Genomic DNA, 24,977 nt, shown 5'->3' on the forward strand with positions numbered 1-24,977 from the left:
CGCGCCCACGCCAATACCGTCAAGGAGCATTCCATGAAGCATGACGTCACCATCGAGATCCCGAAGGGATCGCGCGTCAAGTACGAAGTTGACCACGAGACCGGCCGCGTCCGCCTGGACCGCATCCTGTTCACGTCCATGCAGTACCCCACCCACTACGGCTTCTTCGAGAACACCCTGGGCGAGGACGGCGACCCGCTGGACGCCCTGGTGCTCCTGCAGGACTTCGACCTGCACCCCGGCGTGATCGTCGAGGCCCGCCCCATCGGCGTCTTCAACATGACCGACGACGGCGGCGGAGACGCCAAGGTCCTCTGCGTTCCCGCGGACCCGCGCTTCGACCACATCCAGGAAGTCTCGGACGTCAGCGAATTCCTCATCAAGGAAATCGAGCACTTCTTCACCCGTTACAAGGACCTCGAGCCGGGCAAGTGGGTCAAGGCCGAAGGCTGGGCCGACCGCGCAGCCGCCGAGGCCGAGCTGGAAGCCTCCATCAAGCGCTTCGAGGCAGAGGGCCACTAAGCGGCCGGGGCGGTTTCCGCCCGTTTCACCGTTTGTCTTGCACCTCGCTTGACTTGCACGACGGCGGCAGGCCGGGTTCCATGTGAACCTGGACTGCCGCCGTCGCTGTTTTAAGCCGCTGCGTTTAGGCCGCTGCCCACATGGGGAGGGTTCCCCATCGCGCGGTTTCCGGCCGGTCCATAGGCTGGTGGGAACTGAGCAAACACATGGAGAAACGGGGGGAATCCGGATGGCAGGGTTCTACGGAGCCGACGTCGCGCAGCTGCGGTCGCTCGCAGGAGTCATGGGCAAAGCCGCGGACACGATCGCCCTGCAGGGCACCCAGCTGACCCAGCTGATCAACTCCACCACCGCGTGGAAGGGGCAGGACGCCTCGACGTTCAAGAACGAATGGAACGGCAAGCACCGGCAAAGCATCATCAAGGCGGCGTCCATGCTGCGTTCCGGTGCCAGCGAACTGAAGAAGCACGCGAACCAGCAGGAGTTCACCAGCCACAAGAGCGGCGAAAGCTCGGTGGGTGTCATCAAGGACGTCTACGACACCGCCAGCGGCGTCAAGGACGTTGCAGCCCAGCTCTGGCAGGCGTACAAGCTCGGGAAGCTTGGTTGGCAGGAGTTCGCCAAGACCAAGGAGATCCTCACCAACTGGCGGGCCGGCGGAACGGTACTGCGCGAAGCCCTCGATGCGCTCCGCAACGGCGGCAAGATCACCGACGTCATCTCCGACCTGAAGGCCAACATCCCCTACAGCCAGGCATTCCAGGAGGCGTCGAAGTTCTCCAAGGGCCTGCGCATCGCCGGCGCCCTGGCTGCCCCGTTGAACATCGTGGGCGGCATCAGCGACATCATCAACCCCCAGCACGACGGTTGGCGCGGAACGGGAGACCGGATCGCGGGAGGCCTCTCCGTGGTGAGTGGCGTCGGCAGCATCATGCTGATGACGGCCGGCGGCGCGGCACTGCTGGGGCCAATCGGCGCACCGATTGTCATCGGCGCCGGACTTGTTGCCGGCGCTTGGGCGCTCGGCAACCTGGTGGCGGACAACTGGGACTCAATCAAGAACTTCGCCAGGAACCCCGGCAGCTACATCGCCGACGGCGCCAGGGAAGTGGCCGGATTCGCCAAGGACGTTGGCACTAAGGTTGCAGATGGGGTCACGAACGCGGCCAAATCAGTCGGAAAGTTTGTTGGAGGGATTTTCGGATGACCACGAACACGATCAATTGGACCGAGCGCGATGTGCGCTGCGCGGCGGCGGTGTTGGGACGGGCGTCGGACGAAGGCTTCGCCCTCCCCACGCTCACGGACGAAGAAGTCGTGGCCCTGGACGGCGTCCAGCGCGAGCAGATCGTCGCCCTGCCGTGGCTCTCCGCCCAGGAGGCACGCAAGGACATCATGTGTGCCGTGGCCCTGCGCGGGCTGCTGGCCAAGGAACTTGTCTACCCCGTGATCTTCGAAGGTGAAAGTGAACCGAGCCGCCTGCACGCGGTTGATGACATTACCGGGGCGTTGACGCTGCGCCGCAGCGGCGACACGGTTGTTTCCATCGAGCGCACTGTTTCCACCGGCCGGCGCTGGCTGTACGCGTACACGCACGCAGAGGGCGTGCTGCTGGAAGAAGTCGACGACGGCGGCCTGCACGGTTTCACCGTTATCTCCCGGGATGCGCTGCCCGGCCGGATGGCCGCCTTTGTGGATCCCGAAGGCGCCGCCGCGCAGGACACCGAGGCCGTTTCCTACACCGAGACGGAATTCGAGGAGCACGCGCCGACCGCCCTGGCCGACACCCTGGCCGCCAGCAACGTGGTGGCGTTCAAGACCGACTCGGACGAATTCCCCACCGTCACCGTCTACACCGGGCCATCCGGCGTGCAGGTGTTGACTCCCAGCGCCCAGGGCGAGTCGGTGTCACTCGAGCTGCGCGGCACATCCCGCGAGACCTTGACGGGGATCTTCGGAAGCCTGGCCGGACTGTCCTGACGCCTGTACCCTCCACTCCGAAAGACATTCATGAGCAGCAAACACGCCCGCAGTACCGGCTTGGTTGACGCCGTCACCGGCCGCCCCGTCCTGCGGTACACGGAGACCGGGAACTACTACGTGCGCAAAGGCGGTTGGGCACATTTCTGGGGCCGGACGCTGGATGCACTGGTGGTCATGGCGGTAGCCGGGATCCTGATGGCCGTTTTCAACAGCCTCGTCCAGAACGGCACGCTCGGCTACACGTTCATGTTCAGCACGGGGGCGTTTTATGGCGTCATTGCAGCAATCTGGTTCGGGGTTCTCTTCGGCTACGGCATGATCTGCGGCGCTTTCGGTGGTTTGGGGGACGCCGCCGCGGGCATGCGCGGAGTCCGCGTCTCGGACGGCACCACCTCCGGGGCGTGGCTTGGCGGCTGGCGGGCAGTGTGCTGGTCCTTCGCCCCCGTCTACGTCATCCTCGCGATCGGAGCGGCCCTCAGCGGAAGCGGCGGCGACAGCATCGACACGAAATTCGCCGCCATCGATCTGCGGTCCGGGCTTGCCCGCGGCCAGCAGCCCATTCCCGATCCGAAAGCCGTGGCTGAGACCGAAGCGGCCCGTGCCGCAGATGCGGAGCGCCGGAACCTGCCCAATTTGTACGGCCGCCGCCCCGATGCGGGGTCGTAACTGGCTCGTCCGGCGGGCTGAGCAGCGGCTTGAACCCCGGCTCGGCAAGCTACGCCATGTGGCCATATCGCGAAAGATCTTCTGGAAGGCGCTGCTGCCTTGCCTGGCCGTCGGCTTCATCTACGGAGCGATCGCACAGTTCGTCACGCCGCGTTCGAGCCGAGAGCCAGGCTATTTCAGCGACATTCCGGGATACGTCCTGGTCAGCGCGCTCACCGGCCTGGTGCTGTGGTCCCTGATCCTGCTGATGGGCTTCCGGAAGCTGCTGGTGTTTGACGGCGGCCTCGCAACGCGCATCGCCCAGAAGCAAACCACCAAGGTCTTCCCCTGGGCAGACATCGACGCGGCAACCATCAAAACCGTCAGAACGCCTGAAGGTAGCAGCCCATCGCGCCTGCTGGAGTCGCGAAAGAAAACGTCCCTGGGAGTTTCGGGCCCGAACGCCTTGGTTTTCCGCGCGGGCGGAGAGTTCTGGCTGTTCGAAAGCAAAGAGGACCCCACAGCGCTGGTGATAGCCATCCAACAGGCCATGCTCGACGCCGGGGTGCCCGGCGCTGCGGGCGTCGCTGCGCGTGCATTGCCGCCGGTCGTGGTTACCCACCGAACCAGCCTGGACTGAACCGGCCCATCCTGTGTCCCTGTGTTTCCTCCCGTTTGCCGCAAAGCTACCTGCCGGTAGGCTGTGATCCACATGTTCACGCTGACCATCAACCAACGCGACAGCCGCAAAGACGGCGACCTGGTGCCGCAGCTCCTCAAGGACCTGAGGCACATCCCTGCGCGGCTGGACTTCGACCGCTCTGTGGAAGACGAAATCCAAGGAATCGTGGACTGCCCGCACCAGGCCGTGGAAACCGCACTCATCGCCCTGCGCGGCGGGCACTGGTACGTGGGAATCGGCGTCGGACCGGTGAACGAACCGCTGCCCAACCAGATCAAGGATGCCTCCGGCCACGGGCTGGTGTACGCGCGGCGGGCCGTGGACAGGCTGCGGAACGGCAAGGACCGCGTAACCGTCGCGGTGGAGGGACCCGTTGCCGCGCTGGCCGCCGAGTCCGAGGCCGTGCTGCGCCTGCTGGGGCATATCGTGCAGCACCGGACCGCGGCGGAATGGCGGGTCCTGGACCTGCTGACTCCCGGAGTGCGCGGCCAGCAAAAAGCCGTGGCCCAGGAACTCGGCATCACCACCCAGGCCGTCAGCAAAGCCCTGGCCCGTGCCCAGTGGGCCGAGGAACACGCAGCCCGGCCCGCCGCGGCGCGGCTCCTCTCGCTGATCCTCGAGGTTCGCTAGCCCCTACCCGAGGAGGCCGCGCAGCACCCGGGCGGCGCCGTCGTCGTACACGGACGCGGTGACCTCATCCGCCACGGCGATCACCTCTTCGGGAGCCTGGCCCATGGCGACGCCGCGGCCCGCCCACTCCAGCATTTCGATGTCGTTGCGGCCGTCCCCGATGGCCAGCGTGTGGCGGGGGTGGGTGCCGAGCCGGTGGCGGAGCTGTTCGAGGGCGCTGGCCTTGGTGACCCCGGCCGCGGCGATGTCCAGCCACGCCGTCCAGCCCACCGAGTAGGTGACGCCGGAGAGGCCGACCTGCCGGATGGCCTCGGAAAATTCCTCGGAGGTGTTCTCGCTGCTGAAGACCACGACGCGGACGGCGGTGGCGTCCAGCATGGTCTGGAAATCGACGCCGACGGCCTCGACGCCGAAGCTGGCGTCCTGGAAGCGCTCCGTGGACAGGAAGTTGCCTTCCTCGTCCTCCAAGGCGTACTTGGCGGCGGGGAGCCGTTCGCGCAGTGCCTTGAGCGCCGGTGCGGGGTCGAAGGTGGCCTTGTGGATGATCTCGTAGCCGGATTCCAGGGCGGGATCCAGGCGCAGGGTCACGCCGCCGTTGCAGCAGACCGCGTAGCCGCGTTCGAGGCCGATCTGCTCGATCACGGGCAGCGTGGCATTGAGGGAGCGGCCGGTGGCGATGAGGACGTCGTGCCCCTCCGCGACCACTGCCCGGGCGGCCTCGCGGACGCCGGGGGTCATGTGGCCGTCGTGGTCCACGAGGGTCCCGTCAACGTCCAGCGCGATCATGAGCTTCTGGTGTGAATTCCGCTGGTCATCGATGCCAGCTACTGAAGTGTCAGTCAAAATAGTCATGGTCCTTAGTGTTGCAGAGACCCCTGACAGTCACCAGAACGGGAGGTCCGCCCCGGGTGAATAGCGGATGAAGACCTGGCGCGGGGCGTGGAACGAAAATCCCCGGCCCACGGACAAATCCACACCGAACACGGCCGGGAAAAGTCCACAGGGACGGGACGAACTGTTTGGCCGATTTGTCCACATAGCCACCCTGGAACGTTTTGCTCCGCTCAGCGACGCCCGAGGCTTGGTACATGCCCACGACGCCCACACTCATTGTTGCCTCAGACCAGCGGCGCAACACCGGAGACATCCGTTCCCTCAGCCTGCGCTACCAACGGGGTGAACTCGTGCGGGTCCGGCGGGGAATCTACGCGGACAAAGCAGGGTGGCTGGCCATGAAACCGTGGGAACGCTACGCCGCCACGGTCAAAGCCGTCTCCCTGGAACTGTCCGCTCCGCGGCTGTGTTTCGAATCCGCCGGACTGGTTTGGGGGCTGAACCTGGTCGGCGTGCCTGGGCACGTGCACCTCGCAGGCGCGTCGGCGAGCCGCTCAGGCAGGTCGGCGCCCACCACCAGCGCCGCATTCCAGGCAGCGACGCAAAGCACGGGCCTTGAGAAGATCCGCGGATACGGGGTCTTCCGGCATTGCTATGACGCCGAGACAGTGGTCCACCAGGGATTCCAGGTCACCCCGTTGGCCCGCACGGTGGTGGACATCATCGCCCGGTCCGATTTCGCAAAGGGAGTGGTGCTCGCCGATCACGCCCTAAGCCCTGAACGGTTCAAAGGTCAGTCCTGCAGCCAGGCTGAGCTTCTCCGCGAGGCAGAACGGCTGGCGTCGGCTGCCAAACGACGCTGGGTAGCCTCCGTGGTCGCCTTCGCCGATCCCCGCTCGGGGTCGGCCGGAGAGTCGTTGAGCCGTGCCCGGATCCATGCCCTCGGCTTCCCTCCGCCGGAGCTGCAGGCCAGCTTCCAGGATGACGACGGCTTTGTTGCCCGCACTGACTTCCATTGGCGGAAGTTCCGCTTGATCGGCGAGTTCGACGGCGACGCCAAATATCTGCGCGACGAGTACCTGGACGGCCACTCAAGCCGCGAAGCCGTGCTGGCCGAGAAGAAGCGCGAGGACCGCCTCCGGGCACTCGGCTTCACCGTGGTGCGCTGGGACTGGGCCACGGCGAACGACCCCGAGCGGCTCAAACGCAAACTCGCAGCGGCAGGACTTCCCGCCGTCGGGCATTAACGAAGAATCCCCGGCCTGCGGACGAATCCACACCGAACACGGCGGGGAAAAGTCCGTAGTCCGGGGAGTAACCTACAGGACCGGGAGCACCTCGAGGCCGCCCAGGTACTTCTGGAGCGCCTTGGGAACGTTGACCGAACCGTCCGGGTTCTGGTGGTGTTCCAGGATGGCCACGATCCAGCGGGTGGTGGCCAGGGTGCCGTTCAGCGTGGCCACGGAGCGGGTGCCCTTCGGGGTACCGTCCTCGGCGAAGGCGCGTTCGCGGACGTTGAGGCGGCGGGCCTGGAAGGTGGTGCAGTTCGAGGTGGAGGTGAGCTCGCGGTAGGCCTGCTGCGTGGGAACCCAGGCTTCGCAGTCAAACTTGCGGGCCGCGGACATGCCCAGGTCACCGGCGGCGGTGTCGATCACCCGGTAGGGCAGCTCGCACTTGGCCAGCATTTCCTCTTCCCAGGCGAGCAGGCGTGCGTGCTCGGCCTCGGCCTCTTCCACCGTGGTGTAGATGAACATTTCCACCTTGTTGAACTGGTGGACGCGGATGATGCCGCGGGTGTCCTTGCCGTGCGAGCCGGCTTCGCGGCGGTAGCAGGAGCTCTGGCCGGCGTAGCGGATGGGGCCTGCGGACAGGTCCAGGATCTCGTCGGCGTGGTACCCGGCCAGGGCCACCTCCGAGGTGCCCACAAGGTAAAGGTCGTCTTCGGCGAGGCGGTAGATCTCGGCGTCGTGCTTCACGTCGAAACCGGTGCCCTGCATGGTCTCCGGACGCACCAGGGTGGGCGTGATCATGGGGATGAAGCCGGCCTCGATGGCCTGGTCCATGGCCATCTGCAGCAGCGCCATCTCCAGGCGGGCACCCACGCCGCGCAGGAAGTAGAAGCGCGCGCCGGACACCTTGGCGCCGCGTTCCATGTCGATCGCGCCGATCAGTTCGCCGATTTCCAGGTGGTCCTTCGGCTCGAAGTCGGTGAATTCGCGGGGCGTGCCGACAGTCTTGACCACCACGTAGTCATCCTCGCCGCCTTCGGGAACGCCGTCGATCACGAGGTTGGGGATGATGCGCAGCAGTTCGTCGTGCTTGGCCTGCGCGGCGTCGGCATCAGCGGAGGCTGCCTTGACGGAGTTGGCCAGTTCCTTGACCTCGGCCAGCAGGGCCTGCTTCTCTTCGCCCTTGGCTTGGGCCACCTTCTTGCCGAAGGCGTTCTGCTCTGCGCGGAGGGTCTCAAAGTGGATCAGCGCGGCGCGGCGTTCGGCGTCGGCGGAGATGATCGCATCCACCAGGGACTCGTCGGCACCGCGGGCGCGCTGGCTGGCACGGAACTTGTCCGGGTTTTCGCTGAGGTCTTTTACGTCGATCACCTGACAAGGGTATCGAATCGCACGGGCCCTCCGCGGTCCGGGAAGCGCGGTGCGCCGGGATAATCTTGGAGGACCATGAGCGACTGGATCCTTTACGCGGTTCTCGCTGGGGGCATGGTGGTCTTTCTTGTCTCCAGCTGGTGGGGCGTGCGCCGCCTCAAAGCCAAGCACAGCCGGAGCGCCGTCCGCGGCGACTCGCACAAGCCGCTGCCCGGGGAACAAAAAGTGGCGGTGATCCTGAATCCCGTGAAAGCCCGCTCGGAAGAGGCCCGCCGTGAGATCCGGGAGGCCTGCCAGCTGGCCGGCTGGGACGAACCCGTCTTCTTCGATACGACGGCGGAGGATCCCGGCCATGCGCAATCGCGCGCGGCCCTGGACTGGGGAGCCGACGTCGTCCTCGCGGGCGGCGGCGACGGTACCGTGCGCGTCGTGGCCGAGGCCCTCGCGGGAACCGATACGGCCATGGGCCTGGTTCCGCTGGGCACCGGCAACCTCCTGGCCCGCAACATCGAGCTGGACGTCAACGACCTCCGCGGCAGCATCCACACTGCCCTGTTCGGCCACCAGCGCTACATCGATACCGCACGGATGGCCATCGCCAACAGCCGCACCGGCGAATCATCCGAGCACGTTTTCCTGGTGATCGCGGGCATGGGCCTGGACGCCGAGGTAGTGGGCGACACCAACGCGGAGCTCAAGAAGGCGGTGGGCTGGCTGGCCTACACCGAGGCAGGGGTGCGGCACCTGCCCGGCCGGCGGAAGCGCGTCAGCATCTCGCTGGACGGCGAACCGGAACAGGCACGCAAGATCCGCAGCGTGCTCTTCGCCAATTGCGGGCTGATCCCGGGCGGCATCGACTTCATCCCGGAGGCGATGATCGACGACGGCATGCTGGACGTGGTGGTCATGAGCCCGCGCAGCGCCATCGGCTGGCTGGCGATGTACGCCAAGGTGCTCTTCAAGCACAACAGGAACCTGCCGGTGATGAACTTCTACCGTTCAGGCAAGGTGGTGATCCGCAGCAGCGAACCGATGGCCACACAACTCGACGGCGACCCCGCCGGCGAGGCGACGGAAGTCACCGTCCAGGTGGACGCGCGGTCATTGCTGGTGCGGGTCCGATAACGACGCTTAGCTCGCGTCCTTTTCCTCGTTCGCTTCGGCTGCGGCCTTTGCGGCGGCGCGGGCCTCGGACTGCTCCCGGATCATGGCCTGCTCCTCTTCGAAGCGCAGGCGGTCGGCGCGGTCGGCGTCGTCTCCGTCCCAGTCCTGGTTTTCCGTTGTCGGCTTGGGATTGACGATCATTCCCTGGCCGCCGGTATCGATGTTTTTATCTGTCATGGCCCGCTTCCTCCATCCGAGGCATGGTCCATCCGCTCTGGATCAAGTAAGCATACGCACTGTTTTTACCCGGCGGTAGGGGCACCCTCCAGGATGCCGTTCACCCAGGCATGGGCGGCGGTGAAGGCAGCATCCGAGGTGTGCGGGGCAACCGGCGTCCTGGCTTCGTCGGCCCTCGCGTAGGAGCCGAGGAAGCGGGTTGCCGGGCTGATCCGGTGGAGGCCGGCGAGGGCATCGGCCACGCGGGCATCCTCGGCGTGGCCGTCGGCGTCGATGCTGAAGAAGTAGTGGCCCAGGTACTGGCCGGTGGGGCGGGACTCGATGCGGCTGAGGTTCACTCCGCGGGAGGCGAACTGGTCCAGGATTTCCATCAGTGCGCCGGGCCGGTCCTCGGGAAGCGGCACCACCACGGTGGTCTTGTCCGCGCCGGTGCGGGGCGTGAGCGGGCCCGGCCGGCTGACGAGCACGAAGCGGGTCACCGCTCCGGGATTGTCGCCGATGTTCTCCGCCAGGATGTCCAACCCCGGGCGCTCGGCGGCCACGAGCGGCGCGCAGATCGCAGCGTCGTAGTGCGGCTCGTCGTCGAGGAGCCCGACGGCGGCGGCCGCCGTCGAGGATCCCGGAACGTATTCTGCACTGGGAATGTTTTCCTCGACCCAGAGCCGGCACTGCGCCCAGGCATGGCCGTGGGTGGAGATGCGGCGGATGTCCTCGATGCGGACGCCCGGCCGCGCCACGAGCACGAAGGTAATGGGGACCAGGGCTTCCCTGATGATCCGCAGCTCGGCACCGGTGGCGATGGCGTCGAGCGTGGCCGTCACGCCGCCTTCCACGGAGTTCTCGATCGGCACCATGGCGGCATCCGCCTCGCCCTGCCGTACGCGCTCCAACGCGGTGTTGACGCTGGAGCACGGGATCCGGATGGCCTCGGCAGCGCCGGGAACCTGCAGCAGGGCGGCCTCGGTGAAGGTGCCCTCCGGGCCCAGGAAGGTGTAGCGCAGGGCGGATGCCGGCATTGAATATTCCTTAACAGCTATATCTTGGGGAAGGCTAGAGGACCACGGGCTTCAGGCCGTTGTCCGAAACAATCGGACGCCCGGCTTCGAACCACATGTCCATGCCGCCGGCGACATTGGTGGCGGTGTAGCCCTGGCCCACCAGCCACTGGGCGGCCCGCATCGAGCGGCCCCCGGTGCGGCAGATGATGAAGAGGTCCTCGTCGGCGTCGAGTTCATCCAGGCGCTCGGGCAGCTGGTCCAACGGAATGTGCCGCGCTCCGGCAACGTGGCCGGCGGCCCACTCGTATTCCTCGCGGACATCCAGGATGCTGGCGCCTTCCGGGACCTCGCTGGCCGGAACTGTTTCGAAATCGCTCATGGTGTTTACTCCTCGTTGGCTCCTTCCCAGCTTACGGCGCGGAGGCAGCGCCCTGCCGCCGTGAAATACCAGGACCCCTGGCGGAAACACGCGTGCAACAACAGCGGGGTGTACTGGCTCCTGCAAGAGTCTCTACCCCAGAGGAGAAAGCGTGAACCTGCCGAACACCTCCGGCACGCAGCAGCCGTCCCACCCTGTCCAGCACCGGATCCTCGCCTACCTGGAACGCCATGGGGCCAGCCGGGTGGCAACGATCAGCAACGGCCTGGGAATCTCGCGCGACAGCACCCAGTACCACTTGAAGAAACTCGAAGTATTCACGATCGTGCGCTCAAACATCCCCCTGGAGGCCCGGCAGCGCCGCACGCCCTACTACTCGCTGAACACTGCTACACACTGAACACCGCGCGGCGTTAGGGTGGGCGGCAGGAACACGCCAGCAAACCAACGCGAGGAGGCCCGCCCATGCCCGCCGGAGAACCGACCATCCTGGCCACCTCCGGCGGCTACAAGTCGGGGCAGCGCACCCGGCTGGAGTTCGACGCCCTGGTGCATTACGCCGTCGAGCTTTCCGGGGTGAGCGGCCGGGCGCCGCGGATCGCGCATCTCGGCACGGCGTCCGGGGACCAGCGCTGGTTCGCCGCGGAGATGGACCAGGCCGCCCGGATCGCCGGATTCGACCTCAGCCACCTGAACCTTTTCACCATGCCCAGCCAGGCGGACCCCGAGGCGTACCTGATGGAGCAGGACGTGGTGTGGGTGCACGGCGGGTCCGTGGTGAACCTGCTGGCAGTGTGGCGCGCCCATGGGCTGGACGAGGTCCTCCGGAGAGTGTGGGCTGCCGGGGTGGTCCTGGCCGGCGTTTCGGCCGGGTCCATCTGCTGGTTCCAGGGCGGCGCCACCGACTCTTTCGGACCCGAACTGCGGCCCGTCACCAACGGCCTGGGCCTGCTCCCCTACGCCAACGGCGTCCATTTCGACTCCGAACCCGGCCGCCGGCCGCTGATCCACGAGCTGGTGTCCGGCGGCGTGCTGGGCGAGACGCACTGCACCGACGACGGCGTGGGCCTGGTGTACCGCGGCACGGAACTGGTGGAAGTGGTGGCCGAAGTCCGGGAGCGGGCGGCGTACCGGGTCACCGTCGCGGGCGGAACCGCGGTGGAAGAACGTTTGGAGCCGCGCTTCCTTGGCTGAGATGCACCTGCTCAGCGCCGTGTCCCTGCGGGACGCCCTGGCTGCCGGCGAGTTGTCGGCCCGGGATACGGCCACCTGTTTCCTGTCCCGGATCGCCGCCCGCAACCATGTGCTGGGCGCCTTCGTCACTGTCACGGCTGAACAGGCCCTGCTCGACGCCGGGGCTGCGGACGCGCTGCACGCCCGGCTGCGGCGGGAGGGCCGGATGGCGGAGCTGCCGCCGCTGCATGGGATGCCGCTGGGGTTCAAGGACCTGACGGATGTGGCCGGCGTGGTGACCACGCATGGCAGCGCGGCATTGGACCATAAGCCGGCCCCCGCGGACGGTGCCCTGGCCTCCGCACTCAAGAGTGCGGGGGCAATATCGCTGGGCAAAACGCAGGTTCCCGAATTCGGCCTGACGGCGTACAGCGAGAACCGGATCGCGCCGCCGTCGCGCAATCCGCACTCACCGGGACGCAGCTCCGGCGGCTCCTCCGGCGGGAGCGCGGCGGCGGTGGCCGCCGGGTTCCTGCCGTTCGCACCGGGCAGCGACGGCGGCGGGTCCATCCGCATTCCGGCGGCGGCCTGCGGGATCCTCGGCCTGAAGCCGGGCCGTGGTCTGGTGCCGGCCGGTGAAAGCCCGGGGGACGCCGCACGGCTGGTGGTGGCCGGGCCGTTGGCCCGGAACGCCGCGGACGCCGCACTCATGCTGGACGCACTGGTGCCACCCGAATCACGGCCCGACGGCGGCTACCTCGCCGGTGCAGGAAAGGCACCGCCGCGGCTGCGGATCGGAGTGAGCCTGGACAGCCCGTGGAGCGGCGTCTTCCCCTTCGAAACCGAACCGGAGGTGCTCGATTCCCTCAACCGCGGCATCGCGCTGCTTGAAGAAGCCGGCCACACCGTGGGCGGGGCTGACATCCGCTACGACAACCGCTACCCGGACGCCTTCACCACGGCCTGGACCGCCGGCGTCGGGAGCGCCCGGATCCTGCCGCAGCGGGAAGCGCTCCTGACCCCGCTCACCCGGACGTTCCGGAAGCGGGCGCAGCAGCGAAGCCCGCGGAAGGTGGCCGAGGCCGTGGGGTTCCTGCGGCAGTTCAGCCAGGACACCGTCGCGCAGTACGCGCAGTGGGACGTCATCCTGACTCCGGCGCTGGCGCAGACGGCGCGGCCCCTAGGCTGGTTCAGCGGCTCCGGCAACCGCTGGGAAGCGGATCCCGACGAGGACTACCGCAGGCAGTGCGAATTCGCGCCATGGTCTTCGATGGTGAACGTGTGCGGGCTTCCCGCGGTGAGCATTCCCCTGCCGCCCGTGGAGGGCGGCCTGCCGACGGGGATCCAGCTGATCGGGCAGGCGGGGTCGGAGCTGCTCTTGCTGCAGCTCGCGGCGCAGTTCGAGCGACTGCGCGGGACGGAAATCCAGCCGCTATAAATCATCTTTTCGCCGTCCCATAGCAGCTCAAAGCGCCCGCGCCGGGGTGTCCGCGATGTGACATTGACTACCGTTAAGTGCCAGCATGGTGTAAATGAGCACATCGCAAACGACGGTGTCCCCGGCCAAAACCCCGGGCGACACCTCTTTTTTCGGCCACCCAAAGATGCTGGCCAGCCTGTTTTCCGTGGAAATGTGGGAGCGTTTCTCCTTCTACGGAATGCAGGGAATCCTCCTCTACTACATGTACTTCACCGCCGAGCAGGGCGGCCTGGCCATCGACCAGACTCTTGCCGCGGGCCTGGTTGGCGCCTACGGCGGCGGCGTGTACCTGTCCACGATCCTGGGCGCCTGGCTGGCTGACCGCATCTTCGGCTCCGAACGCGTCCTCTTCGGCTCCGCCATCCTCATCATGGCCGGCCACGTGGCTCTCGCCCTGCTGCCCGGCATCCCCGGCCTGATCGCCGGCCTGGTGCTCGTGGCCATCGGCTCCGGCGGCCTCAAGGCCAACGCCACCGCGCTGGTGGGCACGCTCTACGACGAAAAGGACGACCGCCGCGATGCCGGCTTCTCCATCTTCTACATGGGCGTCAACATCGGCGGCCTCGTGGGCCCGCTGGTAACCGGCTTCCTGCAGGAAAGCCACGGATTCCACTGGGGCTTCGGCGCCGCCGCAATCGGCATGGCGATCGGCCTGGGCATCTACGCGATCAACCGCAGCAAGCTGCCGCAGGAGGCACACCACGTGCCGAACCCGCTGCCCGCCGCCCAGCGCGGCCGCTACGGACTGATCTTCCTGGGCATCATCCTGGTGATCATGGTCCTGCTCCTGACCGGCGTGGTGAACGCGGGCAACCTGGCCCGCTCCATGGCCTACGCCGCGATCGGCGCCTCGGTGATCTACTTCCTGCTGATCTTCCGCAGCCCCAAGGTCACCTCCACCGAACGCAGCCGCGTACTCGCCTTCATCCCGCTCTACGTAGCCTCCGCCGCATTCTGGGCCCTGTTCCAGCAGCAGTTCACCTTCATTGCCGTGTACTCGGAGGAGAAGCTGGACCGTAGCCTGTTCGGCTGGGAAATGCCGGCCGCCTGGGTGCAGTCGATCAACCCGGTGTTCATCATCATCTTCGCCGGCGTGATGGCCGCGCTGTGGACCAAGCTGGGCCACAAGCAGCCGAGCTCGCCCATGAAGTTCGCCGCGGGCCTCTTCGTGATGGGCCTGGCGTTCCTGGCCTTCATCCCGCTGGCCGGTGAGGGCAAGACCCCGCTGCTGGCGCTCGTGGGAATCCTGTTCCTGTTCACCCTGGCGGAACTTTTCCTCTCCCCCATCGGCCTGTCCGTGAGCACCAAGCTCGCCCCGCAGGCCTTCCACACGCAGATGGTGGCGCTGTTCTTCCTGTCCGTCTCCCTGGGTACCACCCTTGCCGGCATCCTGGCGGGCCTGTACAACCCGGAGAACGAGCTGCCCTACTTCATCGGCGTGGGCGGCGCCGCGGTCATCCTTGCCGTGGCACTTGCCGCAGGCGCTCCGGCCATCCGGAAGCTGATGGCCGGCGTGCGCTGATTACTTCAGCCGCTTAAACCACGACGGCGGCAGGCACCGTGGCGGGGATTCCCGCCCGGGTGCCTGCCGCCGTCGTCGTTAATCAGTACCTGCTCGCGTCACCGAGCACGGCGAGGCCGATCAGCAGGAACACCAGCCACAGCACGCCGAAGAGGACGCCCAGGTAGCCCGTGATGAGGCCGGTCAGGGCGAAGCCGCGGCCCGCGGGTTCCTTCTTCATGCCCATGTGGCCCAGGATCACGGCTGCGATCTGCGGCAGCACGAACATGCCGCCCGAGATCACGCCGACAATGCCGCACACCATGGCCGCGATGCTCAGGCCCTTGGGCTCGGCGGGGACGCCATAGTAGGCGGGCTGTCCGTAGGGGTTCGCCGGCTGTTGTCCATAAGGCTGCTGGGGGTAGGGCTGCTGGCCGTACGGTTGCTGCGCGTAGGGCTGCTGCTGGTAGCCGTCCTGGCCGTAAGCGGGAGCCTGCGGCTGGCCGTATTCCGGCGCGGGCGGAGCCGGCGGCGCGAAGGACGGCGGCTCGTAAGCGGGCGGCTCAAAACCCTGCGGGCCGGAGGCCGAGGGAGTGTCGTTCCGTGGTGTTTCGTCCGGTTTGGCTGGCTGGTCGCTCATGGTTTTCCCCTTGAAAAGTCCTGTTTTGCCCAGCCTACCGCCGCCTGCCGGGAACCCGCCCGGTAAACGGACGGTGAAACCTTCGGGGCCTTGGCGGGTATCCGGCGTCACAGGGGCCGTTTCGCGGTCACAACACTTCAACGCCATGAAACGGTCTGGCATGCTGGGGCAATGGCTAGCCGTGCGGGCACAGTTGCCCTTCCCCAGGACCTTGTAGACCTCACTGCCCTCCTTGACGCGTATTACGACGTCAAGCCGGATCTGGGCGATCCTTCACAGCGCGTGGCGTTCGGTACGTCCGGCCACCGCGGCTCGAGCCTGAAGGCGTCGTTCAATGAGGGCCACATCCTCGCCATCACGCAGGCGATCGTGGAGTATCGCGCCGGGCAGGGCATCACGGGCCCGCTGTTCCTGGCCAAGGACACCCACGGGCTGAGCGAGCCGGCGCAGAACTCGGCGCTGGAGGTCCTCGCCGCGAACGGCGTCAACGTGCTGATCGATGCCCGCCACGGCTACACGCCCACGCCGGCCCTGAGCCACGCCATCCTGAAGTACAACCGCGAAGCCGCCCCGGGCACCCCGCGGGCCGACGGCATCGTGGTCACCCCCAGCCACAACCCGCCCGCGGACGGCGGCTTCAAGTACAACCCGCCGCACGGCGGCCCGGCAGACACCGACGCCACCGGCTGGATCGCCAAGCGCGCCAACGAACTGCTGGAGGACGGGCTCCGCGGCGTGAAGCGCATGCCGCTCAACGACGCCCTGAAGGCCGAAACCACCGGGAAGTTCGATTTCCTTAGCAGCTACGTGGACGATCTCCCCTCCGTGCTGGACCTGGACGCCATCCGCCGCGCCGGCGTACGCATCGGCGCCGACCCCATGGGCGGCGCCTCCGTGGACTACTGGGGCGAGATCGGCGAGCGCCACCAGCTGGACCTCACCGTGGTGAACCCCACCGTGGACCCGCAGTGGGCCTTCATGACCCTCGACTGGGACGAGAAGATCCGTATGGACTGCTCCTCGCCGTCGGCCATGGCATCGCTCATCCAGCGGATGTCCGACGGCGGTGCGGGCGGGGCCGCGTATGACGTCGCCACCGGCAACGACGCCGACGCCGACCGCCACGGCATCGTCACCCCCGACGGCGGGCTGATGAACCCGAACCACTACCTCGCCGTCGCGATCGACTACCTGTACCGCAACCGCAGCGGCTGGAACCCGGCGTCGGTGGTGGGCAAGACCCTGGTGTCCTCCTCGATCATCGACCGTGTGGCCGGCGGACTGGGCCGCAAGCTCGTGGAGGTCCCCGTGGGCTTCAAGTGGTTCGTGCCGGGCCTGCTCTCCGGCGAGGGTGCGTTCGGCGGCGAGGAATCCGCGGGCGCGTCCTTCAATAAGAAGGACGGCAGCGTGTGGACCACGGACAAGGACGGCATCCTGCTGGCGCTGCTGGCCTCGGAGATCACCGCCGTGACCGGAAGCTCTCCGTCCCAGCTGTACAAGGGCCTCACTGACCAGTTCGGCTCGCCGGTGTATGCGCGCATCGACGCCGCTGCTACACGTGAGCAGAAGGCCAAGCTCGGCAAGCTCTCCGCCGCTGACGTCACCGCCACCACGCTGGCCGGCGAGGAAATCACGGCCAAGCTCACCGAAGCTCCCGGCAACGGCGCGTCGATCGGCGGCTTGAAGGTGGTCACGGAGAACGCCTGGTTCGCGGCCCGCCCCTCCGGCACCGAGGACGTCTACAAGATCTACGCCGAATCCTTCAAGGGCGCCGAGCACCTGAAGCAGGTCCAGGACGAGGCCAAGAAGCTGGTGGACGGGGTCATCGCCTAAAGCTCCTCCGGGCGCCCCTCGGAAGGAAGGCGCCACAGTTTCAGCACCCGGCGGATCGTATGGTTTCCGCCGGGAGCCATGTCAACGAGGGCGACGCGGTCCAGCAGGACGGCGTCGCCCTCGTGCGGCCTGCGGCCGTTATGGTGCGAGATATGCGGGCGGTAGCCGGCCAGGGTGTGATGCGGGGTGGCGACGTTCCCGCCCAGCTCCGCGACGGCGTCGAACAGTTCCTCATGGAGGCCCTGCAACAGCGGGTGGTGCTCCACCAGGCTGACCGGAATGGAACCCTGCCGCCCGAAGCGCTCGTCGGCGCCCACGGTGAGTTCCGCGCCCAGGGCGCCCTTGACGGGAGCCGCGGCGCGCTCCGCCAGGTGATGGACGACGTCGGACGGCGCCTCCGGGGGTGACTCAAGGTCGAAGCGGAGCAGGGTGATGTGCAGCGGCCAGTCGTCGCGGGGAAAGACGAGCCCCTCCGCCACCTCCTCGGTGAACACCACCATCACCAGCTTCCACATAGGGACAGTGTGCCACCGGCGGCTTTGAACTCGCAGTCCTTAAACACGCAGGCCCGGTGCTGCGCTGCGGGCGCGCACCGGGCCTGGCTGCACTGAGTCCTGTTGTGCTTAGACCGTGCGGACGACGTCGTCGTAGGAGAACTTCGGCTTCGGCTCACCGAAGGCGTCCGGGCCGGGCTGGCCGATGTTGACCACCAGGAAGCTCTTCTGGTCGCCGGCCGGGAAGAAGTCGCGGTCGATCGCGGCGAAGTCGGCGCCGGTCATCGGGCCCGCGGCGAAGCCCAGGGAGCGGACGGCCAGGATGAAGTAGCCGGCCTGCAGATGGGCGTTGTTGTTGCCAGTGGCGGCGGTGAACTCGGCATTGGCGTCGTACATGGCCTTGGGGGCGTTGTAGCCGGGGAGGAAGTTGTCCCACTGCTCGTGCCAGGCGGTGTCGTAGCTGAGGATGGCGACCAGCGGGGCGGAAGCGGTCTTGGCCTTGTTGCCCTGCATGAGGGAATCCACCAGCTTGGCGCGGGCCTCGTCCGAGCGGACGTAGGTGACGCGCAGCGGCTGGGAGTTGAAGGCGGTGGGGCCGAACTTGGTCAGTTCGTAGATGGCGCGGGCCTGCTCTTCGGTGACTTCACCGGCAAAGGAGTTGGCGGTGCGGGCTTCGGCAAAGATGGCGTCGACTGCGGCGGCGTCAATCACTGCTTCTTCGTGGGCGATAGTCATTCGCGTACCTTTCGCTGGGCCCGTGGCTTTCGGCTTGTTTGGCTGCTGGCCGGGCGCTGTTGCTTTCCATGGTTGCAACTTCAACTGTTTGTGCGCGATTCCCTTAACGCCGCGTGACCTTTGGCACACCTGGCCGGCTGCCGGCCAGGCGTCCTCAGCGCTTCGGCCCCGATTTCGCCCGGACGTGCATCCGTTCGCCCTGCTCGCCGAACACGCTCAGCACTTCAACCGGCTCCTTCCCGGCGCTGCCGAACCAGTGCGGCACCCGGGTATCGAATTCGGCCACCTCCCCGGGGCCGAGAACCAGATCGTGTTCACCGAGGACGAGCCGCAGCTTGCCTGAGAGCACGTACATCCATTCGTAGCCTTCGTGGACCCGCGGATCCGGGTCAGCGCTCGACGGCGGGATGACAATCTTCCAGCTTTGCAGCCCGCCCGGCTGCCTGGTCAGCGGGATGACCGTGCGTCCGTTCGCCTGCCGGGGTTTGAGGGTGATGCGCGGGTCGCCCACCTCCGGCGCACCGACCAGGTCATCGAGCGGTACCCGGTACGCCTGCGCCAGCGGCAGCAACAGCTCCAGGCTGGGCTTGCGCTGGCCGGTCTCCAAGCGGGACAGCGTGCTTTTCGAGATTCCAGTGGCTTCGGCGAGCGCCGTGAGCGTGATGTCGCGCTGCGTGCGGAGCCGCTTGAGCCGGGCGCCCACTTGGTTGAGGGCTGCCGTGATTTCTTCCGGTTCGTTTTCCACGCAACCATCCAATCCGCAATTCCCGGAATCAGCAACGTTTGTTGCCGCTTCCGCGATGGCGGGCCAGCCTTGGTGGCATGAGCGAATACGACGTAGTGGTTATTGGTGGCGGCGCAGCCGGACTCTCGGCGGCCTTGGTCTTGTCCCGTGCGGGGCGGAGGGTCCTGGTGGTGGATGCCGGGGCGCCGCGGAATGCGCCCGCGGCGCATATGCACGGCTTCCTCTCGCGGGACGGGATGCCGCCCGGCGGGTTCCTGGCTCTCGGCCGCGAGGAAGTGGCGGGTTACGGCGGCGAGGTGATTGACGGCGTCGTACGCGAATTGGTGCCGGACGGCGGCACGGGGTTCTGGGTACTGCTGGCAGATACACCAGGCGACGCCGGCGGGCGCAGGATCTCCGCGCGGCGCGTGCTGGTGGCCACCGGGCTGCGGGATGAGCTTCCGGAGATCGAGGGCCTGGCCGAGCTGTGGGGCAAGGACGTGCTGCACTGTCCGTACTGCCATGGCTACGAGGTGCGGGACCGGCCGCTCGGCGTCATCGGCAGCACCCCGGATTCCGTACGCTACGTCCAACTGATCCGCCAGTGGGCCAAGGACGTGGTGCTCTTCGTGCCCGAAGGCTTACTGACGGTCCAGCAGGAGGCCGAGCTGACGGCGCGGGCGATCGGGACGGTGGAAGGAACCGTGCAGCGCGTACTGAGCGAGGACGGGCACCTGTCCGGTGTGGAAATGGCCGATGGCCGCGTGGTTCCTCGCGGCGCCCTCTTTGTGCCGCCGCGCTTCGTGCCGAACAACGGGCTGCTGAGCGGCCTGGGCTGTGGAATGGACGACGCCGGATGGGTCGCCACGGATGCCGGCGGCCAGACGAGCGTGCGGGGCGTGTATGTCGCGGGGAACCTGGCCAATCCGCGCGCACAGGTGATTACCGCAGCCAGCGAAGGTTCCATGGCAGCGGCAACCATCAACGCCGACCTCGTGGAAGAGGACATCAAGGAGGCCCTGCACAGCTTCAAGCTGGGGTACTGAGCGGGCATTTCAGGGGTAAAGTTTCAGCGAACCCCCGCAATCTCCTGAGGAAGGCCCCTGCCATGAGCATGCTCGGAATCAACTGGAAGCTCCACGGCAACGGCAAGACCATCCGCCCCGGCCACGTGGTTGCGCCCGAGGAACGGCTGGCCTGGCCGCTGACCATCGGCGTCGGCATGCAGCACGTGGTGGCGATGTTCGGCGCCACCTTCCTGGTGCCCATCATCACGGGCATGCCACCGGCCACCACCCTGCTGTTCTCCGGCATCGGCACCCTGCTGTTCCTGGTGATCACGCAGGGCCGGGTGCCCAGCTACCTCGGCTCCAGCTTCGCATTCATCGCGCCCATCATGGCGTCCCAGCAGCAGTACGGCGTGGCCGGCGCGCTGGGCGGAGTGGTGCTGGCCGGCGTCGTCCTGGCGCTGATCGGCGCGGTGGTGAACAAGTTCGGCGCGGAATGGATCAACCGGACCATGCCGCCGATCGTCACGGGCGCCATCGTGGCGCTGATCGGCCTGAACCTGGCGCCCGCCGCGAAGGCGAACTTCGACAAAGCCCCCATCACGGCTCTGGTCACCCTGGTGACGATCATCCTGGTGAGCGTGCTGTTCCGCGGGATTCTGGGCCGCCTGAGCATCCTGGTGGGCGTGGTGGTCGGGTACCTCGTGGCGATGGCGCGAGGCGAAGTCTCGTACGAGAAGATGGACGCCGCGGCGTGGATCGGGCTGCCGCACTTCCAGACGCCGGAATTCCACCTGGGCGTGGTGGGCCTGTTCGTGCCGGTGGTGCTGGTGCTCGTGGCCGAGAACGTGGGGCACGTGAAGTCCGTGGCCACCATGACCGGCCGCAACCTGGACGACGTCTCCGGCCGCGCGCTGATCGCCGACGGCGCCGCCACCGTCCTGGCCGGCTTCGGCGGCGGTTCCGGGACCACCACCTATGCGGAGAACATCGGCGTCATGGCCGCCACCAAGGTGTACTCGACGGCGGCCTACTGGGTGGCGGGCGTGTTCGCGATCCTGCTGAGCTTCTCGCCGAAGTTCGGCGAACTGATTGCCACCGTTCCGGCCGGTGTGCTGGGCGGCGCGGCCACCATGCTGTACGGCATGATCGGCATCCTGGGCGTGAAGATCTGGGTGCAGAACAAGGTGAACTTCTCCAACCCGGTCAACCTCACGACGGCGGCCGTCGCCTTGATCATCGGTATCGCCGACTACACGTGGACCCTCGGCGAGTTGAAGTTCACCGGCATCGCACTGGGTTCCGCCGCGGCCCTGGTGATCTACCACGGCATGACCGGCCTGGCCCGCTGGCGCGGCACAGCCGCCGAGCCGGAGACCGAGACAGCGGGATTGCCGCCCGTTGTTAAGTCCGCCATGAACGCGGCGGCGAAGCGGCACCCCAAGAAGAAGTAAGGCAGACGGGGGCCGGGGTCCTGATCGGACCCCGGCCCCTGCTGTCTGCGCGTTGTCTGCAGATGCGGCACCCGCTCAAGCGGCGGCGCCCAAGCCGCTATCCGGCGTCGAACCTTTCGCCTTCTTCCTCGTCATCACGCGGCGACTGCTCGTCCGGCAGTCCGGTCCCGCCGCCGTCGGGCGCCCCTTCTCCAGGTGCTGTTTCGCCCGGCACTGTTTCGCCCGGCTCCACCGTTTCCTCGGCCGGGCCCGCAACGTCCGGGCGGTCCAACACGTCGGTGTTTCCTTCGTCCATCGGGGCTTCCGCAGAGGGCAGCGCGACATCCGGTTCGGCGCTGTCCTGCTCGGCCTTGGCCTGGTCCTCGGTGCCGCCCATCCGCCCGGCGCCTGGCTCGCCCGCACTGTCCGCGTCCTCGTCCCCAAGATGGCTCAAATCCGGGGCACCGCCCGGGTAGCCGCCGCCTTCGCCGCGTTCCTCCTCAAGCCCGGCCTCATCGATGGCCTGCTCGGGGCGCGGCTGCGCGAACTGCTCCCCCGCGGTCTCCTGCTCCGCCGTGGGCGTTCCGTAGCCGCCCGCTTCTTCCTCCGGATTCCTGCGATCCTGATCCATGGTTTCCTCCTCTGTTAGTTGCGCTTACAGTCCCTCTTGGCTACAGCGCCTTGCCTCGTTACAGTCCCTTGCCGCCGGTGACGGGCAGTACCGCACCCGAGATGTACGAACCCTCGTTGGACGCGAGCAGCACGTACGCCGCGGCCAGCTCGGCGGGCTGGCCGGCACGGCCGAGCGGCGTGTCCTGGCCGAACTTGGGCAGGTGATCGGGCCATTCGGTGGCCGGGATCAGCGGAGTCCAGATGGGCCCGGGCGCCACGGCGTTCACGCGGATGCCCTTGGGCCCGAGCTCCTGCGCGAGCGCCTTGGTGAACGCCACCTGCGCCGCCTTGGTCATGGCGTAGTCGAAGAGCCCCGGCGAGGGGTTGAAGGCCTGGATGGATGCCGTGGTGATGATCGACGCCCCGGGCCCCATGTGCGGGATGGCGGCCTGCGCGGTCCAGATCAGGCTGTAGAGGTTGGTTTTGAAGACGCGGTCGAACTCGTCCGTGGGCGTGGAATCGAGGCTGTCGCGGTTCTTCTGGTACGCGGCGTTCAGGACCAGGACATCGAGCCTGCCGAACTCTTCCACGGTTTTTTCGACAATCCCGCTGCTGAATTCCTCCTCGCGCCCGTCTCCGGCGAGCAGCAGCGAACGCTTGGCGGCCTCCTGGATGAGATCCGCCGTCGCCTTCGCATCCGCTTCTTCTTCCGGGAGGTAGGAAATCGCGACGTCGGCCCCCTCCCGTGCGAAGGCGATCGCCACCGCCCTGCCGATACCGGAGTCGCCGCCGGTGATCAGTGCCGCCTTGCCGTCCAGCCGGCCGTGGCCCTGGTAGCTGCGTTCGCCGTGGTCCGGCGTCGGTTCGGTTTTGCCGGTGAGGCCCGGCTGTTCCTGTTCCTGCTTGGGGAACGGCCCAGAATGGTAGCCGCCGCGCGGATCCTGCGGGGGTGCGTTGAGGGCATCTGCGGGCGTCTGCTGCTGTGATTCGCTCATGGTCCACCTGCTTTTCTGCTTGGTTTGTGCGTTGTGCGGGAGTTCCACCTTTGACGCTATCGGCGTCCGAAACGCGAGTCCATGGTTTCCGGGAAAATAATCAGCAAACTTAGCAGTTTGTTTTCTTACGGGGTTTTCGGGGCGGTTTTCGGGCGAGGCTAAATTGTCGGTGCCTGCTGTTTGGATTGGTTCATGGAGAACAGCACGGTGTTGGAGCAGGCGGCGGGGAAGCGGACTCTTCCTTTCGACGCGCTCGCTGACGTCGTGTCCTCGCTGGAATCTCTGGAGCGGGTGCAGGCTCGTTTGCACGCGCTGCGTGAGGGCTTGTTGGTGATGGCTTCGCAGTTGGCCGAAGCGATGGCGGACGACGGCGCCGGCCCGGGTTCGGGGTGGCGGGCACCTGGGCGGGAGGTGGCGGAGCGGGCGGTGGCGGCCGAGATTGCCGCGGCGACGCGGATGAGTGACCGGACCGTGCAGCGGCAGATGGGCCAGGCGGTGGAGCTGGCAGTGCGGTTCCCCTTGGCGTACCGGGCGTTGTCGGAGGGGCGGATCAGCCTGGCCCATGTGCGGGCGATCCAGGAGGCCGGGGCCGGTTTGTTCGATGACGACGCCCGTTCCCGGTATGAGGCCGTGGTGGTGGACTGTGCTGAGCGGCAAGCTCCGAACCGGGTGCGGCGCCTCGCGGCCCGGGAAGCGGAGAAAGCCCAGGCAGAGCCGTTGACGGTCCGGCATGAGCGGGCGGCGGCCGGGCGGTGCGTGCGGGTGCATCCCCTGCCTGATGGCATGGCCGAGCTGGCCGCGACCCTGCCTGCGGCTGTGGCGTACGGCATCCATGACCGGCTGACCCAGATGGCCAAGAAGCACACGGAACTGGGCGCCGCTGGAGGAGGCCAGGCCGCCGGTGTGGATGCAACCGCCGCCGGCACAAGCACCGGCGAACCCCGATCCATGGACCAGCTGCGTGCCGACTTGTTCGCAGACATGTTGCTGCGCGGTGCACCAGCCGGCCACGACACCCCGGACGGGCTCCTGGCCGCGATCAGCGCCCGGGTGGATATCACCGTCCCGGTGCTGACCTTGGTCGGCGACGATGGGCCGGATACTGAGACGGGCCTTGGCGAATCCGACGTCAACGGGCCCGGCGCGGCCAGCCCGACGGCGCAGACCCCAGCCCCCAAGTCCGGCTCCAAACCTGGGCGCCTGTCCCGGGCCGCGGCCGAGTTGAACGGCCGGCACCCGATCGACCCGGACACCGCCCGCGCCCTGGCCGGCGCGGCAACAGCCTGGAACCGGGTGCTGACTGATCCGATCAGCGGCGCCGTGCTTGCCGTGGACAGATACCGGCCGGGTGAAGACCTCAAGCGCCTGCTGACAGCCCGGGACTCACGCTGCCGTTTCCCTGGCTGCGGCATCCCCGCACGCGAACTCGACCTCGACCACACCCACGATGCCGCGCTCGGCGGCGCCACCGAAGCCGGAAACCTCGCAGGCCTCTGCCGACGCCACCACGTGCTGAAGCACCAGAGCCGCTGGACCACCCGACAAAGCGGAAACGGAACCCTCGAATGGACCAGCCCCACCGGCCGGATCTACACGGACAGTCCGCCAACACCCGCCGCGAACACGGTTCCGGCCAGGTATCCAGAAGCCGCCAAACCGCCGGAAGAACCTCAGCCGCCGCCCTTCTAACCCGGAACCAAGGGCTGACCCCGGAGCCAGGGGCCACGGTCCAAAAT

Annotated in this window: 27 protein-coding genes; 16 read left to right on the top strand and 11 right to left on the bottom strand. The window is 67.4% G+C overall.

Annotation, left to right across the window (positions count from 1 at the left end; all coding sequences use genetic code 11):
• Window positions 1-33: 33 nt before the first annotated feature.
• The 6 genes from BIU82_RS05050 (at window position 34) to BIU82_RS05075 (ending at window position 4,462) form a co-directional block, all read left to right on the top strand.
• Window positions 34-522 carry an inorganic diphosphatase gene (locus tag BIU82_RS05050; protein ID WP_070348382.1) on the top strand — a complete coding sequence of 163 codons (489 nt, stop codon included), beginning with the start codon at window positions 34-36 and terminating at the stop codon, window positions 520-522.
• A gap of 229 nt (window positions 523-751) precedes the next feature.
• Window positions 752-1,729, top strand: coding sequence for a hypothetical protein (locus BIU82_RS05055; protein WP_070348383.1), 978 nt, complete (start codon window positions 752-754; stop codon window positions 1,727-1,729).
• Entirely contained in the window at window positions 1,726-2,502 is a 777-nt protein-coding gene (locus BIU82_RS05060) for a hypothetical protein (RefSeq protein WP_070348384.1), read from the top strand. Before BIU82_RS05055 ends, BIU82_RS05060 begins: the two co-directional genes overlap by 4 nt.
• 30 nt (window positions 2,503-2,532) lie before the next feature.
• Window positions 2,533-3,171, top strand: coding sequence for a hypothetical protein (locus BIU82_RS05065; protein WP_070348385.1), 639 nt, complete (start codon window positions 2,533-2,535; stop codon window positions 3,169-3,171).
• A gap of 58 nt (window positions 3,172-3,229) precedes the next feature.
• Window positions 3,230-3,790 carry a hypothetical protein gene (locus BIU82_RS05070; protein WP_253182693.1) on the top strand — a complete coding sequence of 187 codons (561 nt, stop codon included), beginning with the start codon at window positions 3,230-3,232 and terminating at the stop codon, window positions 3,788-3,790.
• Between the two features lie 72 nt (window positions 3,791-3,862).
• A complete protein-coding gene (locus tag BIU82_RS05075; protein WP_070348387.1) occupies window positions 3,863-4,462 on the top strand; it encodes a hypothetical protein in 600 nt (199 codons plus the stop codon).
• 3 nt (window positions 4,463-4,465) lie between these two features.
• Here BIU82_RS05075 and BIU82_RS05080 read toward each other — a convergent pair whose 3' ends face one another.
• Window positions 4,466-5,314 (bottom strand): Cof-type HAD-IIB family hydrolase, encoded by an 849-nt coding sequence (locus tag BIU82_RS05080; RefSeq protein WP_070348388.1) that lies wholly within the window; start codon window positions 5,312-5,314, stop codon window positions 4,466-4,468.
• A gap of 236 nt (window positions 5,315-5,550) precedes the next feature.
• Here BIU82_RS05080 and BIU82_RS05085 point away from each other — a divergent pair, with 236 nt between their 5' ends.
• On the top strand, window positions 5,551-6,543 hold the full coding sequence (locus BIU82_RS05085; protein WP_070348389.1) for a hypothetical protein: 993 nt from the start codon (window positions 5,551-5,553) through the stop codon (window positions 6,541-6,543).
• 72 nt (window positions 6,544-6,615) lie between these two features.
• Here BIU82_RS05085 and serS read toward each other — a convergent pair whose 3' ends face one another.
• Window positions 6,616-7,896 (bottom strand): serine--tRNA ligase, encoded by a 1,281-nt coding sequence (gene serS, locus BIU82_RS05090; protein ID WP_070348390.1) that lies wholly within the window; start codon window positions 7,894-7,896, stop codon window positions 6,616-6,618.
• Window positions 7,897-7,971: 75 nt separating this feature from the next.
• Here serS and BIU82_RS05095 point away from each other — a divergent pair, with 75 nt between their 5' ends.
• Window positions 7,972-9,021, top strand: a complete 1,050-nt coding sequence (locus BIU82_RS05095) for a diacylglycerol kinase family protein (protein ID WP_070348391.1) — start codon at window positions 7,972-7,974, stop codon at window positions 9,019-9,021.
• Between the two features lie 6 nt (window positions 9,022-9,027).
• On the opposite strand, the gene BIU82_RS05100 is transcribed toward BIU82_RS05095, so the two are convergent.
• The 3 genes from BIU82_RS05100 to BIU82_RS05110 all read right to left on the bottom strand — a co-directional run bounded on the left by BIU82_RS05100 (window position 9,028) and on the right by BIU82_RS05110 (window position 10,614).
• Window positions 9,028-9,237 carry a hypothetical protein gene (locus BIU82_RS05100; RefSeq protein ID WP_070348392.1) on the bottom strand — a complete coding sequence of 70 codons (210 nt, stop codon included), beginning with the start codon at window positions 9,235-9,237 and terminating at the stop codon, window positions 9,028-9,030.
• Window positions 9,238-9,302: 65 nt separating this feature from the next.
• Window positions 9,303-10,253 (bottom strand): prephenate dehydratase, encoded by a 951-nt coding sequence (gene pheA / locus BIU82_RS05105; RefSeq protein WP_070348393.1) that lies wholly within the window; start codon window positions 10,251-10,253, stop codon window positions 9,303-9,305.
• Between the two features lie 34 nt (window positions 10,254-10,287).
• Window positions 10,288-10,614, bottom strand: a complete 327-nt coding sequence (locus tag BIU82_RS05110) for a rhodanese-like domain-containing protein (RefSeq protein ID WP_070348394.1) — start codon at window positions 10,612-10,614, stop codon at window positions 10,288-10,290.
• 151 nt (window positions 10,615-10,765) lie between these two features.
• Here BIU82_RS05110 and BIU82_RS05115 point away from each other — a divergent pair, with 151 nt between their 5' ends.
• The 4 genes from BIU82_RS05115 (at window position 10,766) to BIU82_RS05130 (ending at window position 14,789) form a co-directional block, all read left to right on the top strand.
• The gene (locus BIU82_RS05115) at window positions 10,766-11,014 is read left to right on the top strand and encodes a winged helix-turn-helix domain-containing protein (protein ID WP_070348395.1); all 249 of its coding nucleotides are present in this window, start codon (window positions 10,766-10,768) and stop codon (window positions 11,012-11,014) included.
• 65 nt (window positions 11,015-11,079) lie between these two features.
• The gene (locus BIU82_RS05120) at window positions 11,080-11,808 is read left to right on the top strand and encodes a peptidase E (protein ID WP_070348396.1); all 729 of its coding nucleotides are present in this window, start codon (window positions 11,080-11,082) and stop codon (window positions 11,806-11,808) included.
• Window positions 11,801-13,225: an amidase gene (locus BIU82_RS05125; protein ID WP_070348397.1), complete on the top strand. Its 1,425-nt coding sequence runs from the start codon at window positions 11,801-11,803 to the stop codon at window positions 13,223-13,225. Before BIU82_RS05120 ends, BIU82_RS05125 begins: the two co-directional genes overlap by 8 nt.
• A 94-nt stretch (window positions 13,226-13,319) precedes the next feature.
• The gene (locus BIU82_RS05130) at window positions 13,320-14,789 is read left to right on the top strand and encodes an oligopeptide:H+ symporter (protein ID WP_070348398.1); all 1,470 of its coding nucleotides are present in this window, start codon (window positions 13,320-13,322) and stop codon (window positions 14,787-14,789) included.
• A gap of 82 nt (window positions 14,790-14,871) precedes the next feature.
• On the opposite strand, the gene BIU82_RS05135 is transcribed toward BIU82_RS05130, so the two are convergent.
• Entirely contained in the window at window positions 14,872-15,408 is a 537-nt protein-coding gene (locus tag BIU82_RS05135; RefSeq protein ID WP_070348399.1) for a DUF4190 domain-containing protein, read from the bottom strand.
• A 171-nt stretch (window positions 15,409-15,579) separates the two neighbouring features.
• Between BIU82_RS05135 and pgm the strand changes: the two genes are divergently transcribed.
• On the top strand, window positions 15,580-17,241 hold the full coding sequence (gene pgm / locus BIU82_RS05140) for a phosphoglucomutase (alpha-D-glucose-1,6-bisphosphate-dependent) (RefSeq protein ID WP_070348400.1): 1,662 nt from the start codon (window positions 15,580-15,582) through the stop codon (window positions 17,239-17,241).
• Here the strand turns inward: pgm and BIU82_RS05145 are convergent.
• The 3 genes from BIU82_RS05145 to BIU82_RS05155 form a co-directional block, all read right to left on the bottom strand.
• Window positions 17,238-17,756 (bottom strand): 2'-5' RNA ligase family protein, encoded by a 519-nt coding sequence (locus BIU82_RS05145; RefSeq protein WP_070348401.1) that lies wholly within the window; start codon window positions 17,754-17,756, stop codon window positions 17,238-17,240. The genes pgm and BIU82_RS05145 overlap by 4 nt on opposite strands.
• Window positions 17,757-17,864: 108 nt before the next feature.
• On the bottom strand, window positions 17,865-18,470 hold the full coding sequence (locus BIU82_RS05150) for a malonic semialdehyde reductase (RefSeq protein WP_070348402.1): 606 nt from the start codon (window positions 18,468-18,470) through the stop codon (window positions 17,865-17,867).
• Window positions 18,471-18,624: 154 nt separating this feature from the next.
• Window positions 18,625-19,215, bottom strand: coding sequence for an XRE family transcriptional regulator (locus BIU82_RS05155; protein WP_070348403.1), 591 nt, complete (start codon window positions 19,213-19,215; stop codon window positions 18,625-18,627).
• A gap of 77 nt (window positions 19,216-19,292) precedes the next feature.
• On the opposite strand from BIU82_RS05155, the gene BIU82_RS05160 reads away from it, so the two are divergent.
• Together BIU82_RS05160 and BIU82_RS05165 are read left to right on the top strand one after the other, a co-directional pair.
• Entirely contained in the window at window positions 19,293-20,240 is a 948-nt protein-coding gene (locus tag BIU82_RS05160) for an NAD(P)/FAD-dependent oxidoreductase (RefSeq protein ID WP_070348404.1), read from the top strand.
• 62 nt (window positions 20,241-20,302) lie between these two features.
• A complete protein-coding gene (locus tag BIU82_RS05165) occupies window positions 20,303-21,655 on the top strand; it encodes a solute carrier family 23 protein (RefSeq protein ID WP_070348405.1) in 1,353 nt (450 codons plus the stop codon).
• A 97-nt stretch (window positions 21,656-21,752) separates the two neighbouring features.
• Here BIU82_RS05165 and BIU82_RS05170 read toward each other — a convergent pair whose 3' ends face one another.
• Entirely contained in the window at window positions 21,753-22,265 is a 513-nt protein-coding gene (locus BIU82_RS05170; RefSeq protein WP_070348406.1) for a hypothetical protein, read from the bottom strand.
• Between the two features lie 58 nt (window positions 22,266-22,323).
• On the bottom strand, window positions 22,324-23,241 hold the full coding sequence (locus tag BIU82_RS05175; RefSeq protein ID WP_070348466.1) for an SDR family oxidoreductase: 918 nt from the start codon (window positions 23,239-23,241) through the stop codon (window positions 22,324-22,326).
• A gap of 192 nt (window positions 23,242-23,433) precedes the next feature.
• Here BIU82_RS05175 and BIU82_RS05180 point away from each other — a divergent pair, with 192 nt between their 5' ends.
• Entirely contained in the window at window positions 23,434-24,930 is a 1,497-nt protein-coding gene (locus BIU82_RS05180) for an HNH endonuclease signature motif containing protein (protein WP_070348407.1), read from the top strand.
• Window positions 24,931-24,977 lie beyond the last annotated feature (47 nt).

The sequence above is a fragment of the Arthrobacter sp. SW1 genome (genome assembly GCF_001766675.1).
GTDB lineage: Bacteria > Actinomycetota > Actinomycetes > Actinomycetales > Micrococcaceae > Arthrobacter.

What these genes read in the sequence shown, in the direction of transcription:
- BIU82_RS05150 (WP_070348402.1), bottom strand. Translation starts at nt 18,470, where the DNA reads ATGACTATCGCCCACGAAGAAGCAGTGATTGACGCCGCCGCAGTCGAC.
- BIU82_RS05160 (WP_070348404.1), top strand. Translation starts at nt 19,293, where the DNA reads ATGAGCGAATACGACGTAGTGGTTATTGGTGGCGGCGCAGCCGGACTC.
- BIU82_RS05165 (WP_070348405.1), top strand. Translation starts at nt 20,303, where the DNA reads ATGAGCATGCTCGGAATCAACTGGAAGCTCCACGGCAACGGCAAGACC.
- BIU82_RS05135 (WP_070348399.1), bottom strand. Translation starts at nt 15,408, where the DNA reads ATGAGCGACCAGCCAGCCAAACCGGACGAAACACCACGGAACGACACT.
- BIU82_RS05170 (WP_070348406.1), bottom strand. Translation starts at nt 22,265, where the DNA reads ATGGATCAGGATCGCAGGAATCCGGAGGAAGAAGCGGGCGGCTACGGA.
- BIU82_RS05055 (WP_070348383.1), top strand. Translation starts at nt 752, where the DNA reads ATGGCAGGGTTCTACGGAGCCGACGTCGCGCAGCTGCGGTCGCTCGCA.
- pheA (WP_070348393.1), bottom strand. Translation starts at nt 10,253, where the DNA reads ATGCCGGCATCCGCCCTGCGCTACACCTTCCTGGGCCCGGAGGGCACC.
- BIU82_RS05175 (WP_070348466.1), bottom strand. Translation starts at nt 23,241, where the DNA reads ATGAGCGAATCACAGCAGCAGACGCCCGCAGATGCCCTCAACGCACCC.
- BIU82_RS05085 (WP_070348389.1), top strand. Translation starts at nt 5,551, where the DNA reads ATGCCCACGACGCCCACACTCATTGTTGCCTCAGACCAGCGGCGCAAC.
- BIU82_RS05100 (WP_070348392.1), bottom strand. Translation starts at nt 9,237, where the DNA reads ATGACAGATAAAAACATCGATACCGGCGGCCAGGGAATGATCGTCAAT.
- BIU82_RS05060 (WP_070348384.1), top strand. Translation starts at nt 1,726, where the DNA reads ATGACCACGAACACGATCAATTGGACCGAGCGCGATGTGCGCTGCGCG.
- BIU82_RS05080 (WP_070348388.1), bottom strand. Translation starts at nt 5,314, where the DNA reads ATGACTATTTTGACTGACACTTCAGTAGCTGGCATCGATGACCAGCGG.
- BIU82_RS05050 (WP_070348382.1), top strand. Translation starts at nt 34, where the DNA reads ATGAAGCATGACGTCACCATCGAGATCCCGAAGGGATCGCGCGTCAAG.
- BIU82_RS05110 (WP_070348394.1), bottom strand. Translation starts at nt 10,614, where the DNA reads ATGAGCGATTTCGAAACAGTTCCGGCCAGCGAGGTCCCGGAAGGCGCC.
- BIU82_RS05065 (WP_070348385.1), top strand. Translation starts at nt 2,533, where the DNA reads ATGAGCAGCAAACACGCCCGCAGTACCGGCTTGGTTGACGCCGTCACC.
- BIU82_RS05130 (WP_070348398.1), top strand. Translation starts at nt 13,320, where the DNA reads ATGAGCACATCGCAAACGACGGTGTCCCCGGCCAAAACCCCGGGCGAC.
- BIU82_RS05180 (WP_070348407.1), top strand. Translation starts at nt 23,434, where the DNA reads ATGGAGAACAGCACGGTGTTGGAGCAGGCGGCGGGGAAGCGGACTCTT.
- pgm (WP_070348400.1), top strand. Translation starts at nt 15,580, where the DNA reads ATGGCTAGCCGTGCGGGCACAGTTGCCCTTCCCCAGGACCTTGTAGAC.
- BIU82_RS05095 (WP_070348391.1), top strand. Translation starts at nt 7,972, where the DNA reads ATGAGCGACTGGATCCTTTACGCGGTTCTCGCTGGGGGCATGGTGGTC.
- BIU82_RS05120 (WP_070348396.1), top strand. Translation starts at nt 11,080, where the DNA reads ATGCCCGCCGGAGAACCGACCATCCTGGCCACCTCCGGCGGCTACAAG.
- BIU82_RS05075 (WP_070348387.1), top strand. Translation starts at nt 3,863, where the DNA reads ATGTTCACGCTGACCATCAACCAACGCGACAGCCGCAAAGACGGCGAC.
- BIU82_RS05145 (WP_070348401.1), bottom strand. Translation starts at nt 17,756, where the DNA reads ATGTGGAAGCTGGTGATGGTGGTGTTCACCGAGGAGGTGGCGGAGGGG.